This window comes from Acidovorax sp. Leaf78 (assembly GCF_001422735.1).
GTDB lineage: Bacteria > Pseudomonadota > Gammaproteobacteria > Burkholderiales > Burkholderiaceae_C > Acidovorax.
The window spans coordinates 248,209-262,304 of sequence record NZ_LMLZ01000021.1; the positions used below are offsets into that span (position 1 = coordinate 248,209).

Sequence of the window (14,096 nt, forward strand, 5' to 3'; positions counted from 1 at the left end):
CACAGCAGGATCAGCGGCTGTCCGCCTTGGTGTCGCTGAAACGGCCGTAGCTTTGCAAGCGCTCGTAGCGGCGGTCCAGCAGGTCCTTGACCTTGAGGTCGGCCACCTGGCGGAACGCATCGCCCAGGGCACGTTTCAAGAACGCGGCCATTTGCTTGTGGTCGCGGTGGGCGCCGCCCACGGGCTCGCTCACGATCTTGTCCACCAGGCCCAGGGCCTTCAAGCGGTGGGCGGTGATGCCCAACGCATCGGCTGCTTCCTGGGCCTTGTCGCTGGTCTTCCACAGGATGGACGCGCAGCCTTCGGGGCTGATCACGGAGTAGATCGCGTACTGCAGCATCACGACCTGGTCGCCCACGCTAATGGCCAGCGCGCCGCCGGAGCCGCCTTCGCCGATGATGGTGGTGATGATGGGCACTTCCAGTTGCGCCATCTCGAAGATGTTGCGGCCGATGGCCTCGGACTGGCCGCGCTCTTCGGCGTCGATGCCCGGATAGGCGCCGGGCGTGTCCACGAAGGTGAACACGGGCAGCTTGAACTTCTCGGCCGTCTTCATCAGGCGCAGGGCCTTGCGGTAGCCCTCGGGCTTGCTCATGCCGAAGTTGCGCGCAGCGCGCTCCTTGGTGTCGCGCCCCTTCTGGTGGCCCAGCACCATGCAGGCGTGGCCGTTGAAGCGCGCGAGGCCCCCCACGATGGACAGGTCGTCCGCGTAGTGGCGGTCACCGTGCAGCTCGACAAAGTCAGTGAAGATGTCGCGCACGTAGTCGAGCGTGTACGGGCGCTCGGGGTGGCGGGCGATCTTGGTGATCTGCCAGGGCGACAGCTCGCTGTAGATGTCCTTGGTGAGCTGCTGGCTCTTCTTGCTGAGTTGGTCGATTTCTTCCGAGATATCGACGGCACTTTCAGTCTGCACGTAGCGCAGTTCTTCAATTTTGGACTCGAGTTCCGCGATGGGCTGTTCGAAATCCAGAAAGGTCTTTTTCGCCAACGTTATTCTCCTAAAGGCTCATGCCGGTAAGCGGCGGCCACGAATGGCCCGCACTGTAACCGACATGTAACGAGTTTTGTAAAAGCGCGTCAGGCGGCGTCGTCAGCCGTTCAAGCCACCGTTCCATCTGTTCATTCAGTCTGCACCGGCAGGGGGTCGAGCGAGCGCCAAATATACCAAGTCGCCACGCTGCACCAGGGCTTCCAGGCTTCCGCCACTTCGCGCGCGTCGCTGCGGCTGACGGGGTCGCCCGAAAAATAGTTGTGGCTGATGCCGGCGATCAGCCCCGGGTCGTCCAGGGGCAATACGTTGGGCCGCATCAGGTAGAAGATGAGGAACATCTCGGCCGTCCACCGGCCGATGCCGCGGATGGCGACCAGTTCGGCAATGATGGCCTCGTCGTCCATGGCCGCCCAGTCCTTCACATGGAGCTTGCCGCTCTCGAAGTGAATGGCCAGGTCCACCAGGTAGTCCACCTTGCGGGCCGACAGGCCGGCGGCGCGCATGTCGTCGATCTTGAGCTTGAGCACGCTGGCGGGCTTCATGCCGCGCGGCAGCAGCGCCACAAAGCGCTCCCATACGGCCTGCGCCGCGGTCACGGACACTTGCTGGCCCACGATGGAGCGCGCCAGCGTAACGAACGCGTCGCGACGTGTGCGCAGCGCGGCGTCGCCGAACTGCGGGATCAGGCGCTTCATCACCCGGTCCTTCTTCATCAGGTGCTTGCAGGCCTCGGCCCAGTATTCCGGCGTGGGGGGCGCCAACGGCGAGTCCGCGGTGTCGCCCGCTATCTTTTTAGTAGCTGCCACCGCTTATCCCACGTGCGACAGGCGCATTTTTTGCATTAAACACGGGCTCACTGCGCTGCTTCCCATGTGGTGCCGGCGGCGGAGTCTTTGAGCACGATGCCCTGGGCCAGCAGTGCCTGGCGGATGCGGTCCGCCTCGGCAAAGTTCTTGGCGGCCTTGGCGGCGGCGCGGGCGGCGATCTGCGCTTCGATGTCGGCACCGCTGGCACCGGCACCGGCCTGTAGAAAGGCCTTGGGGTCGCCCTGCAGAATCCCCAGGCAAGCGCCCAGGGCCTGGAGCAGGCCGGCCAGTTCGGCCGACCGGGTCTTGTTGACCTCGCTGGCCAAGTCGAACAGAACGGCCACGGCCTCGGGCGTACCGAAGTCTTCGTCCATCGCCGCCTTGAAGCGCGCGGCGTAGGGGTTCGTCCAGTCGATGGCGGGGACTTGCGCAGGTGCCACCAGGCTCAGCGCCGTGTACAGGCGCTTCAGGGCCTGGCGGGCGTCGTCCAGGTGCGCATCGCTGTAGTTCAGCGCGCTGCGGTAGTGGGCGCGCACGATGAAAAAGCGCACCGTCTCCGCGTCGTAGGTCTTGAGCACGTCGCGGATGGTGAAGAAGTTGCCCAGGCTCTTGGACATCTTCTCGTTGTCCACCCGCACGAAGCCGTTGTGCACCCAGAATTTGGCCAGCGGCTTGCCGGTGGCGCCCTCGCTCTGGGCGATCTCGTTTTCGTGGTGCGGGAACTGCAGGTCGGCGCCACCGCCGTGGATGTCGAAGGTCTCGCCCAGCGTGGCGCCGCACATCGCCGAGCACTCGATGTGCCAGCCGGGGCGGCCGGAGCCGAATTCGCTGTCCCACTTGGCCTCGGGCGGCTCCTCGGGCTTGGAGGACTTCCACAACACGAAGTCGAGCGGGTCTTCCTTGCCGTCCAGCACGGCCACGCGCTCGCCGGCGCGCAGCTCATCGAGCGACTTGCCCGACAGCTTGCCGTAGCCGTCGAACTTGCGCACGGAGTAGTTCACGTCGCCGTTGCTCGCGCGGTAGGCCAGGCCCTTGCCTTCCAGCTGGCCGATGAGCGAGAGCATCTGGGGCACGTACTCGGTGGCGCGAGGCTCGATCGAGGGCGGCTCGATGCCCAAGAGGCCAATGTCCTGGTGCATGGCCGCGATCATCTCGTCGGTGAGCTCGCGGATGGTGATGCCCCGCTCCAGCGCGCGCTTGATGATCTTGTCGTCGATGTCGGTGATGTTGCGCACGTAGGTCACACGCAGGCCGCTGCTCTTGAGCCAGCGCTGCACCACGTCGAACGCCATCATCATGCGGGCGTGGCCGATATGGCACAGGTCGTAGATGGTCATGCCGCACACATACATGCGCACATGGCCGGGTTCGAGCGGGGAAAAGTCTTCCAATGCACGCGACAGCGTGTTGTAGATGCGCAAACTCATGGGATTTTGGTAACGGGGGATGGGGTGGTGGGTGAATGAAAATTCACCCGGCAGCTGGGGGCAATGGCCCCCGGCGAGGGTTGGCCCGGCGTGGGGCCTACAGCGAAATCACCCGCGGCAACAGCGTTCCGTCATGACAACCCCCTCAGCTACAATCCGCCGCAGTATAAGCCCCCGCTCCTGCGGGCCGCTGCCCAACTCCCCGGAATCCCCCCATGAAGCCAGTCCTCTGCACACTTCCACGACTTCTGCGCCTGGTGGCGCTGACCGCGCTGTTGAGCACGGGTGTGGCGCATGCCGATGACTACGCAGACATCGCCCAACTGCTCAAGACGGGCAAGTCCGCCGAAGCGCTGGCCAAGGCCGACCAGCGCCTGGCAGCCAACCCGCGCGACCCGCAACTGCGCTTTCTGCGCGGCGTGGCGCAGGCCGACAGCGGCAAGCCCGCCGACGCGATCACCACCTTCACCAAGCTGACGGAAGAGTACCCGGAGCTGCCCGAGCCCTACAACAACCTGGCAGTGCTCTACGCCAACCAGAACCAGCTCGACAAGGCCCGCACGGCGCTGGAGATGGCGATCCGCACCAACCCGAGCTACGCCACCGCGCACGAGAACCTGGGCGACATCTACGCCAAGCTGGCCAGCCAGGCCTACAACAAGGCCCTGCAGCTCGACGCCACCAACGCCAACACCGTCAAGCCCAAGCTGGCACTGATCCGCGAGCTGTTCTCTGCCGATGCTGCCAATAAGTCGGGCCGCCCGGCAGCCGCTGCCGCGCCATCCCCCGTGGCTGCTGCAACGCCCAAGCCTGCCCCTGCGCCCGCGCCGGTGGTGGTCGCTACGCCAGCGCCGACACCAGCACCGGCACCGGCGGTCAAGGCGGCACCAGCCCCTGCACCCGCTGCAGCACCCACACCAGCCGCCGCGCCATCGCCTGCTGCAGCAGCGGCCCCAGCTTCTGCCGCACCGGCTCCGGCTGCCACCCCGGCTCCTGCCCCAGCCGCAGCCGCGTCCGACGCCTCCGTGCAAGCAGTCACCGCCGCCGTGCAGGCCTGGGCCGCAGCTTGGGCCGCCAAGGACATGAGCGCCTACCTGGGTGCGTACGACAAGTCTTTCGACCCACCCGGCCGCCAGGCACGTGCCGCCTGGGAAAAGGAGCGCGAATCGCGCATCGTGGGCAAGTCCAAGATCAGCGTGCGGGTGTCGGACCTCAGCGTGACCGTCAGCGGCGACAAGGCCAAGGCGAGTTTTCGCCAGGCCTACAGCGCCGACTCGCTCAACGTCACCAGCCGCAAGACGCTGGACCTGGTGAACAACAACGGCCGCTGGGCCATCGTCCGCGAATCCACGGGCGGCTGATCGTGGCGCCAGACACAGCGCCTGCGCCTGCCGCGCAGGCGTTTTTTCATTTCTGCCACCTCTGAACCAAAGACACGCATGCTGGTGGAGCTGACCGCACGACGCCGCCGGGCCGCGGCTGGCACCCTGCTGCTGGCGGCGCTGGTGCAGGCCGCCCCACCGGTGGCCCTGGCGCAAAGCCACAAGCCGCGCCGCGCCGCTGCCGAGCCCACCCACGCGGCCAAGCCTGCAGACAAGCCCACCGAGCTGCGCGACGGCCAGGCCGAGTCGCGCTTGCTGGCGGTGTACAAGCTCATCGGCGAAGGCCGCCAGCGCGAGGCTCTGGCACAGGCCGAAAGCCTGGCGCGCGACTACCCCAACTTTCAGTTGGCGCAGCTGGCCGTGGGCGACCTGATGATGTCGCGCACGCGGCCCATCCGCCGCATGGGCGACGTGCCCGTGCCCGACTCCACCCGCAGCATCCAGGCCTCCGCCGTGCTCGAAGAGCTGCGCAACGAGTCGCGCCAGCGCGTCGACGCGCAGCGCAGCCGCCCGCCCGCGAACACCATCCCGGCGCAGTTCCTGGAGCTGTCGCCGCGCTCGCGCCATGCCATCGCCGTGGACGCATCCCGCTCGCGCCTGTACCTGTTCGAGAACACGGGCAAGGGCCTGCAGCTGGTGGCCGACTACTATGCGTCCGTCGGCAAGCTGGGCACCGAAAAAGCCGCCGAAGGCGACCAGCGCACGCCGCTCGGGGTGTACTTCATCACCAGCCGCCTGGACCCCGCCACGCTCAAGGATTTCTACGGCGCGGGCGCCCTGCCCATCAACTACCCCAACCCGCTGGACCAAAGCCGGGGCAAGACCGGCGGCGGCATCTGGCTGCACGGCACCCCGCCCGACCAGTTCGCGCGCGCACCGCTGGCCACCGATGGCTGCCTGGTGTTGGCCAACCCCGACCTCGAGCGCATCCTGCGCACGGTGGAGCCCCGCTCGACGCCCGTCGTCATCGCCCGCCAGTTGCAGTGGGTGGCACCGCACAGCGTGAACGCCGAGCGCAAGTCGTTCGAGGCCGTGCTCAACGCCTGGCGCAACGCGAAAACGCAGGGCGACATGACGCGCCTGCTGGGCTTTTATGCGCCGGACTTCCAGACCTACCGCAAAAAGCCGCTCGAAGAGTGGACCCACGTGCTCAAGGCCGAGACCCGCGCACTGCAGGGCCGGGAACTCCATCTCAAAGACAAGTCTTACCTTCGGTGGACAGATTCCGCCGACACCATGGTGGTAACGTTCGGCGAAGTCGCCGAAGGCGCCCGCACGGGCCCGGTCAAGCGCCAGTACTGGGCGCGGCGGGGCCAACAATGGCAGATATTTTTCGAAGGAGTGATTGGATGATTTCCAGAAGAAATTCGACCCTGGCGCTTGCCAGCATTGCGCTGGCAGCTACGTTTTCCGTAGCAAATGTGCAGGCGCAAGAGGCCCCCAAGGTCAAGCTGGCCACCTCGATGGGCGACATCGTCGTGCAACTCGACCCTGCCAAGGCACCCAAGACGGTCGAGAACTTCCTCGCCTACGTGAACGACAAGCACTACGACGGCACGGTGTTCCACCGCGTGATGAACGGCTTCATGATCCAGGGCGGTGGCTTCACTGCCGACATGCAGCAAAAGCCCACCAAGCCCCCGATCGCGCTCGAAGCCAACAACGGCCTCAAGAACGACAACTACACCATCGCCATGGCGCGCACAGGCAACCCCAACTCAGCCACCTCGCAGTTCTTCATCAACGTGAAGGACAACGACATGCTGAATGCCCCCAAACCCGACGGCCACGGCTATGCCGTGTTCGGCAAGGTGGTGAGCGGCACCGACGTGGTCGACAAGATCAAGGCCGTGGCCGTGGGCAACAAGGGCCCGCACCAGAACGTGCCCAACACCCCCGTCACCATCAACTCCGCCACGCTGGTGAAGTGATCCCTTTTTTTGCTGATTCATTGATTCATTGATCGAAAGAACCTTGCCATGAGCAACCCCCAAGTCGAACTGCACATTGCCGGCTACGGCGTCATCACCCTCGAACTCGACGAAGCCAAGGCCCCCAAGTCGGTGGCCAACTTTTTGTCGTACGTGAACAAGGGCCACTACAACAACACCGTGTTTCACCGCGTGATCCCCGGTTTCATGGTGCAAGGCGGCGGCTTCGAGCCCGGCATGAACCAGAAGAACTCGGACGCGCCCATCGAGAACGAAGCCAACAACGGCCTGAAGAACGCCAACTACACCGTGGCCATGGCCCGCACCAGCGACCCGCACTCGGCCACCGCCCAGTTCTTCATCAACGTGGCCGACAACGGCTTCCTGAACCACACCGCACCGTCGGCCCAGGGCTGGGGCTATGCCGTGTTCGGCAAGGTGGTCGGCGGCACTGACGTGGTAGACAAGATCAAGGCCGTGAAGACGGGCCGCAAGGGCTTCCACGACGACGTGCCGAAGGAAGACGTGATCATCGAAAAGGCCGTGGCACTCTGAACATGACATTCCCCTGTGGCGCTGCGGCGGCCCCGGTTGCGGGCCCCGCGTACATCACGCAGCCCAGGGGATGATCGACATAAGCACAAGCCCAAGCCTTTTTGTGACCACGACCGTGCCCCGGTTCGAGGAGCTCATCGCTCCCTCGCACTGGCGCACGGTCGAATTCATTTCAGACCTGCATTTGCAGGCCAGCGAGCCGGCCACGGTGGCGGCCTTCGAGCACTACCTGCACACCACGACGGCTGACGCGCTGTTCATTCTGGGTGACCTGTTCGAGGTGTGGGTGGGCGACGACGCCATCGACGAGCCCGGCAGCTTCGAGGCCCAGGGCTGCGCCGCCCTCTGCGCGGCATCGCAGCGCCGGCCGCTGTACTTCATGCACGGCAACCGCGACTTCCTGGCGGGGCCCGCATTCTTGCAGCGTACCGGCATGACCGGCCTCGCAGACCCCACGGTCCTTGTCTTCGGCCACCAGCGCATCGTGCTCAGCCACGGCGACCTGCTGTGCCTGGACGATGTGGACTACCAGCGCTTTCGCATCCAGGCGCGCAGCAGCGCCTGGCAGCAGGCCTTTCTGGCCCAGCCCCTGGCCACGCGCCGCGCCCAGGCCCGCGGCATCCGCCAGGAGAGCGAGGCCAAGAAGCAATCCGGCGTCACCTACGCCGACGTGGATGGCCCCGCCACTATCAGCTGGCTGCAGGCCGCCGGGGCCGGCACGATGGTGCACGGCCACACCCACCGCCCCGCCACCCATGCCCTGACCCCGGACCTGAAGCGCGTGGTGCTCAGCGACTGGGATGCCGCCGCATTGCCCCCCCGCCTGGAAACACTGCGTTTGTCGCAAGCGGGCTTGGAACGCATCCCCCTTGGCCCCAGGTAGGGTGAGTCTTGAATTCCAGCGGCATGCCTTTGCGGGCATGCTCTGACACCATGCCCCCCATCCTCAACCGGCTCTGGCGCCACGTGCGCACCACCGTCGCCCCTGTGCCCGACATCTCGGCCGCACTGTGGCTGCAAACGCTGCAGCGTTATCCCTTCCTGGCCAAACTGTCGCTGCACGACCAGTCCAAGCTGCGGGCGCTCAGCGCCTTGTTCCTGCACGAAAAGCGGTTCCACGGCGCGCACGACCTGGAGGTCACCGACGCGATGGCCATCGACATCGCCGCCCAGGCCTGCCTGCCCCTGCTGCACTGGGGCGACCCGGCCAAGGCCCTCAAGTGGTACGACGATTTCGTCACCATCGTGCTGCACCCTGGCGAAGCCGTGGCACGCCGGCAGGTGATGGACGAAGCCGGCGTGGTGCACGAACAGGCCCAGGTGCTGCTGGGCGAGGCGATGGACCGCGGCCCCATCATGCTCAGCTGGCAGCACATCGCCAACGCGGCTGAGAACACCGAGCGCGGGCACAACGTGGTGGTGCATGAGTTCGTGCACAAGCTCGACATGCGCAGCGGCGAACCCAACGGCTGCCCGCCATTGCCATCCGGCTTCATGGGCGCGCGCACCGGCCGCGCCGCGTACGAGGCCTGGTGGTCCGCCTGGGAGCCGGCGTACGAGCAGTTTCGCGAACGCGTGATCATGTCTGAACGCTTCGGCGCCGAGCGGCCCTGGCTGGATGCGTACGGCGCGACCTCGCCTTCGGAGTTTTTCGCCGTGGCCTGCGAGGCCTACTTCGTGAATCGCCAACGGTTTGGGCAGGAGTTCCCGACGTTGATGCCGGTGTTGGACGCGTTCTTTCAGCGCCCTGCCCACACGGACTGACACGCGCTCTGCCGCAGCGTCGTGCCGCTCTGCACGTTGACCAGCGCAGCGTTGCATTGCGGTGGATACGACTGAAGGCTGTCGTTGGCGCATGTCCAAATGACGCTGCGTAGCGGCCGGATGACTCGGCTCCGCGATTGAGTCTGGATTCCAGATTTTGACAATTTGTCCATTTTTGGATAAATTGTCGACATGACCCGCCCAACGCCTTCCACGCCACCAACACTCCGTCAACGGACTGCACGGCCAGCGCGCCCCCGCACCGCCGAACACACCGTCCTGCTGTCGCAAATCGAGCAGGTCGCGCAGGGCCTGGCCGCCACCTTTGCGCCGTTTTGCGAGGTGGTCGTGCACGACCTGCTGGACCCGGGGCAATCCATCCTCGCGATCCACAACAACCTCTCGGGCCGGGCCGTGGGCGAGCCGACGACCGAGCTGGGCCTGGCGCGCATTGCCGACCCCGACTACCCGCAGGTCATCGCCAACTACGCCAACCAGTTTGCCGACGGGCGCCAGGCCAAGAGCACATCGGTGGGCATCAAGGATTCGTCGGGCGAGTACATCGCCGCGCTGTGCCTGAACGTAGACCTCACGCTGTTTCGCAGCCTGCAGAGCGTGGTGGGACAGTTCACCGCAATCGACGGCGACACGGGGCTCACCGAGTCGCTCGACCCTGCGGGGGCCGATGCGATCCGCCTGCGCATCGACCAGTTCGCCGCGCGCCTGTCTACCGCACCACGGGCCCTCAAAGCCACCGAGCGGCGCGCGCTGCTACGCGAACTGCGCGAGTCGGGCAGCCTGGAGGTACGCCGCGCGATGGAGGTGGTGGCGCAGCACCTGGGTGTATCGCGCGCCACGGTGTATGGCGACGTGGCCAAGTGAGGTGACGGCATGAGCGCCCACCCCACACCCATCGACCGCGCACAGGCCGCCCTGCTGCTGCTCGACACCCACCAGGTCAGCACCCTGCTGCAGCCGCAGGCTGTGCTGGCCGCCGTGCACGAGGCCTTCACCCTGCACAGCCAGCGCGCGGGCCGCGTGTTCCCTGTGGTGCGCGAGGCCCTGGCCACGGGTGGTGTGTTCGGCATCAAGTCGGGCGACGTGCCCGCGCAGGGGCTGCTGGGATTCAAGGCCGCGGGCTTCTGGCCCGCCAACCGCGCGCAGGGCGGCGAGCCGCACCAGGCCACAGTCATGCTGATGGACCCCGCCACCGGCCGGCCGCTGTGTGTGCTGGATGGCAATGCCATCACCACCGAGCGCACGGGCGCGGCCGGCGCGCTGGGGCTGCAGCAACTGGCACGGGCGGACAGCGAGCAGCTGTGCCTCTTCGGCACCGGCGTGCAGGCGCGCGTGCAGTTGCGCTTTGCGCTGCAGGTGCTGCCCGCGCTGCGGCGGGTGCGCTATGTGGCGCACGGTGGGCAGCGAAACGAAGGCCTTGAGGCGGCGTTTGCCGACCGCTGCGACATCGCCTTGGCCACCGACGCGAATGCCGCCGTGGCCGCGAGCGACGTGGTGATCACCGCCACGCCGGGCGGCGGAACGCTGTTCGACGCAGCGGCCGTGCAGCCGGGCACGCACATCAACGCCGTGGGCACCGACACCAGGGGCAAGCGCGAGCTGCCCGAAGGCCTGCTGGAGCGCGCACGCGTGGTCGTGGACGACGCCACGCAAGCCTGCCAGATGGGCGAACTGCAGTGGGCGCCACCCGGCCTGCCTTGCACCGAACTGGGCGATGTGATCACGGGCCAGGTGCAGGTGGCGCGTGACGCGCAGGACATCACCGTGTTCGACATGACGGGCCTGGCCCTGCAGGACCTCACCGTCGCCCGCATGCTGCACACGCGGGCCGTGGCGCAGGGCGTGGGCACTGCGATGGCCTGGCCGTGGTGACAGGTACCAGCCCTCCAGCACCCTCCCCTCTTCATTCCGCTTCCATCCCGCTTTCAACCACCACCTATCGTTGCCATGACCACTACCACCCCGATTGCAAACAGTCTCCCCACTTACGACGACGTCGTGGCCGCCGCTGGCCGTATTGCGGGCGTTGCGCACCGCACGCCCGTGATCACCTCGCGCATCCTAGATGAGGAGATGGGCGCCCAGGTGTTCTTCAAGTGCGAGAACCTGCAGCGCATGGGTGCGTTCAAGTTCCGCGGTGCTTACAACGCGCTGGCCCAGTTCGACACCACGCAGCGCAAGGCCGGCGTGATCGCGTTCTCGTCGGGCAACCATGCACAGGGCATCGCCCTGGCCGCGCGCGAGCTGGGCATGCCCGCCACCATCGTCATGCCGCAGGACGCCCCCGCCTCCAAAGTCGCGGCCACGCAGGGCTACGGCGCCAACGTGGTGTTCTACGACCGCTACACGCAAGACCGCGAGCAGATCACCCGCGACTTGGCCGAGCGCGATGGCCTGACCATGATCCCGCCGTATGACCATGCCGACGTGCTCGCCGGCCAGGGCACGGCGGCCAAGGAGCTGTTCGAAGAGGTGGGCGAGCTGGACGCCTTCTTCGTCTGCCTGGGCGGCGGCGGCTTGCTCTCGGGATCGGCCCTGGCCACCCGTGCACTGTCGCCCCATTGCAAGCTCTACGGCGTGGAGCCCGAGGCGGGCAACGACGGACAGCAGTCGTTTCGCAGCGGCTCCATCGTGCACATCGACACGCCCCAGACCATTGCCGATGGCGCGCAGACGCAGCACCTGGGCAACATCACCTTCCCCATCATCCACCGCGACGTGGACGACATCCTCACCGTGAGCGATGCCCAGCTGGTGGACGCCATGCGCTTTTTTGCCACGCGCATGAAGCTGGTGGTGGAGCCTACGGGCTGCCTGGGCTTTGCGGCGGCGCGTGCACAGGCTGCAGAGCTCAAGGGCAAGAAAGTGGGCGTGCTGATCAGCGGCGGCAATGTGGACATGGAGCGTTTTTTCGCCCTGCTCGCAGGGTGATCCAGCCACACAACGAGGACCCTTTGCCATGCAAGAAGCCCCCACCACCTCCCCTGCGATCCCCCTGTCACAGGTCGACACGCCCGCCGCGCTGATCGAACTGCCGCGCATGCAGCGCAACATCGCGCGCATGCAGGAGCGCATGAACGCGCTGGGCGTGCGCTTTCGCCCGCACGCCAAGACGGCCAAGTGCCCGGCCGTGACCCAGGCGCAGATCGCGGCCGGCGCGCAGGGCATCACCGTGTCCACCCTCAAGGAGGCAGCGCAGTTCTTTGCGCACGGCATCACCGACATCCTGTACGCCGTGGGCACCGTGCCGCACAAACTGCCCCAGGTGCTGGCGCTACGCCGCCAGGGATGTGATCTGAAGATCGTCACCGACAACGTCGCCGCAGCCCAGGCCATCGTCGACTTCGGCCGCGAGCACGGCGAGGTGCTCGAGGTCCTGATCGAGGTGGACACCGACGGCCACCGCTCGGGCATCCGCCCCGATGAAGCCGCGCTGATCGACGTGGGCCGGGTACTGCACGCGGGCGGCATGCGCCTGGCCGGCGTCATGACGCACGCGGGCGGCAGCTACGACCTGAACACCCCCGAGGCCCTCACCGCCCTGGCCGAGCAGGAGCGCGCCGGCTGTGTGCACGCGGCCGAACGCCTGCGCGCAGCGGGCCTGCCCTGCGCCGTGGTGAGCGTGGGCTCCACGCCCACGGCCCTGTCGGCCCGCGACCTCACGGGCGTGACGGAGGTGCGTGCGGGCGTGTACGTGTTCTTCGACCTGGTGATGCACAACGTGGGGGTGTGCAGCACCGACGACATCGCGCTGAGCGTGCTGACCACCGTGATCGGCCACCAGGTGGACAAGGGCTGGGCCATCGTGGACGCCGGCTGGATGGCCATGAGCCGCGACCGGGGGACGCAAAAGCAGTCGCGCGACTATGGGTATGGGCAGGTGTGCGATGTGGATGGGGCTGTGCTGGACGGGTATGTGCTGAGTGGTGCGAACCAGGAGCACGGGATCCTGTCGCTGGCCGGTGGTTCTGATGCGCCGGGCGTGGGGGATATTGCGCGGCGGTTTCCGGTGGGGATGCAGTTGCGGATCTTGCCGAACCATGCGTGTGCGACGGGGGCGCAGTATGGGGAGTATCGGGCGGTGGACGGTGGGGTGGTGGTGGGGGAATGGGGGCGGTTTGGGGGGTGGTGAGTTGGGCTAAGTTGGGCTTGTGTTCGACTAGTGCGTGGCTGTGTTTGGCTGCGTTGGCATGGTTACCGTGTGGCTTTGCGAGGGGCGGGGCCGGGGTGTGCGCCCGGCGGCGCAGTAACTTTCTCTTGCGTCGCCAAGAGAAAGTCACCAAAGAGAAGGCGACCCCCAGTCTGCGTCCCCCTTCGCCCGTTGGGCGAAGGGGGCAACCTGCGATGCTCGGTCGTGGGGTGGCGTCGCAGAACTCGCTGCGTTTGGCCGCGGGCCAAACTACGCTCAAACATCTGCGACGAGTCAGATCACGAAGTGCGTGTGTCCTGCGGCACACGCACCCACCCCACGCCCTGCGCTTCTCGGCGCAGCCAGCAGGGGTGGGGAGCGGGCTCCACACGGGCCATCNCACGAAGTGCGTGTGTCCTGCGGCACACGCACCCACCCCACGCCCTGCGCTTCTCGGCGCAGCCAGCAGGGGTGGGGAGCGGGCTCCACACGGGCCATTGCTTCGCTCGGCCCGGGTTGCCTCGCTGCGCTTCGGCCTGAGCAGGACGGCCGCGCCAGTGTTGTGGGCAGCGCGCGATGCGGCACGGTCGCTTCGCGATCTGGCGTGTCACAAATGCTGGAGAAGCGGCGGGCAGTTGTCTACAGACGAAGTATGGATTTATGGAGCCTTGGTCAACTCGCAGCCCATCGGCTCGGGCAGTGCGACCGCACCCACCCTGTGGGCAGCGCGCAGCGCGTCCCCCACCCCCGGCGCCGCTGCCCAGGCAGCAGCCGGGTGGTGTTCACCCCCTGCTGGCTGCGCCGAGAAGCGCAGGGCCGGGGGTGGGCGTGTGTGCCGCAGGACACACACGCTTCGTGATCTAGCTCGTCGCAGATGTTTGAGCGGAGCGGGGCCAACGGCCCCGCGCAGCGAGNCCGGGGGTGGGCGTGTGTGCCGCAGGACACACACGCTTCGTGATCTAGCTCGTCGCAGATGTTTGAGCGGAGCGGGGCCAACGGCCCCGCGCAGCGAGTTCTGCGACGCCACCCCCGGCCCGAGCATCGCAGGTTGCCCCCGTTCGCCCGCCAGGGCGAATGGGGGACGCAGACTGGG

13 protein-coding genes are annotated in these 14,096 nt (G+C 66.9%); 10 read left to right on the forward strand and 3 right to left on the reverse strand.

Annotation, left to right across the window (positions count from 1 at the left end):
* Window positions 1–10 precede the first annotated feature (10 nt).
* From ASF16_RS17170 to cysS, 3 genes are all read right to left on the reverse strand, one after another.
* Complete coding sequence (locus ASF16_RS17170) at window positions 11–988, reverse strand: acetyl-CoA carboxylase carboxyltransferase subunit alpha (RefSeq protein ID WP_056169948.1); 978 nt, start codon at window positions 986–988, stop codon at window positions 11–13.
* A gap of 131 nt (window positions 989–1,119) precedes the next feature.
* Window positions 1,120–1,797 carry a DNA-3-methyladenine glycosylase gene (locus ASF16_RS17175; RefSeq protein WP_056169951.1) on the reverse strand — a complete coding sequence of 226 codons (678 nt, stop codon included), beginning with the start codon at window positions 1,795–1,797 and terminating at the stop codon, window positions 1,120–1,122.
* 47 nt (window positions 1,798–1,844) lie between these two features.
* The gene (cysS, locus tag ASF16_RS17180; protein ID WP_056169953.1) at window positions 1,845–3,224 is read right to left on the reverse strand and encodes a cysteine--tRNA ligase; all 1,380 of its coding nucleotides are present in this window, start codon (window positions 3,222–3,224) and stop codon (window positions 1,845–1,847) included.
* Between the two features lie 215 nt (window positions 3,225–3,439).
* On the opposite strand from cysS, the gene ASF16_RS17185 reads away from it, so the two are divergent.
* From ASF16_RS17185 to ASF16_RS17230, 10 genes are all read left to right on the forward strand, one after another.
* On the forward strand, window positions 3,440–4,585 hold the full coding sequence (locus tag ASF16_RS17185) for a tetratricopeptide repeat protein (RefSeq protein ID WP_056169955.1): 1,146 nt from the start codon (window positions 3,440–3,442) through the stop codon (window positions 4,583–4,585).
* Window positions 4,586–4,663: 78 nt separating this feature from the next.
* Window positions 4,664–5,959, forward strand: coding sequence for a L,D-transpeptidase family protein (locus ASF16_RS17190; protein ID WP_082516999.1), 1,296 nt, complete (start codon window positions 4,664–4,666; stop codon window positions 5,957–5,959).
* Window positions 5,956–6,537, forward strand: a complete 582-nt coding sequence (locus ASF16_RS17195) for a peptidylprolyl isomerase (RefSeq protein WP_056169959.1) — start codon at window positions 5,956–5,958, stop codon at window positions 6,535–6,537. The genes ASF16_RS17190 and ASF16_RS17195 overlap by 4 nt, the downstream gene beginning before the upstream one ends.
* A gap of 48 nt (window positions 6,538–6,585) precedes the next feature.
* The gene (locus ASF16_RS17200) at window positions 6,586–7,092 is read left to right on the forward strand and encodes a peptidylprolyl isomerase (RefSeq protein WP_056169962.1); all 507 of its coding nucleotides are present in this window, start codon (window positions 6,586–6,588) and stop codon (window positions 7,090–7,092) included.
* A gap of 103 nt (window positions 7,093–7,195) precedes the next feature.
* Window positions 7,196–7,975: a UDP-2,3-diacylglucosamine diphosphatase gene (locus ASF16_RS17205; RefSeq protein WP_056169965.1), complete on the forward strand. Its 780-nt coding sequence runs from the start codon at window positions 7,196–7,198 to the stop codon at window positions 7,973–7,975.
* Window positions 7,976–8,025: 50 nt separating this feature from the next.
* Entirely contained in the window at window positions 8,026–8,856 is an 831-nt protein-coding gene (locus ASF16_RS17210) for a zinc-dependent peptidase (RefSeq protein WP_056169967.1), read from the forward strand.
* A 192-nt stretch (window positions 8,857–9,048) separates the two neighbouring features.
* On the forward strand, window positions 9,049–9,738 hold the full coding sequence (locus tag ASF16_RS17215) for a transcriptional regulator (protein ID WP_235507416.1): 690 nt from the start codon (window positions 9,049–9,051) through the stop codon (window positions 9,736–9,738).
* A 9-nt stretch (window positions 9,739–9,747) separates the two neighbouring features.
* On the forward strand, window positions 9,748–10,746 hold the full coding sequence (locus tag ASF16_RS17220; protein WP_056169970.1) for an ornithine cyclodeaminase family protein: 999 nt from the start codon (window positions 9,748–9,750) through the stop codon (window positions 10,744–10,746).
* A gap of 75 nt (window positions 10,747–10,821) precedes the next feature.
* Window positions 10,822–11,805, forward strand: coding sequence for a threo-3-hydroxy-L-aspartate ammonia-lyase (locus ASF16_RS17225; protein ID WP_056169975.1), 984 nt, complete (start codon window positions 10,822–10,824; stop codon window positions 11,803–11,805).
* 28 nt (window positions 11,806–11,833) lie between these two features.
* Window positions 11,834–13,006: a DSD1 family PLP-dependent enzyme gene (locus tag ASF16_RS17230; RefSeq protein ID WP_056169979.1), complete on the forward strand. Its 1,173-nt coding sequence runs from the start codon at window positions 11,834–11,836 to the stop codon at window positions 13,004–13,006.
* Window positions 13,007–14,096 lie beyond the last annotated feature (1,090 nt).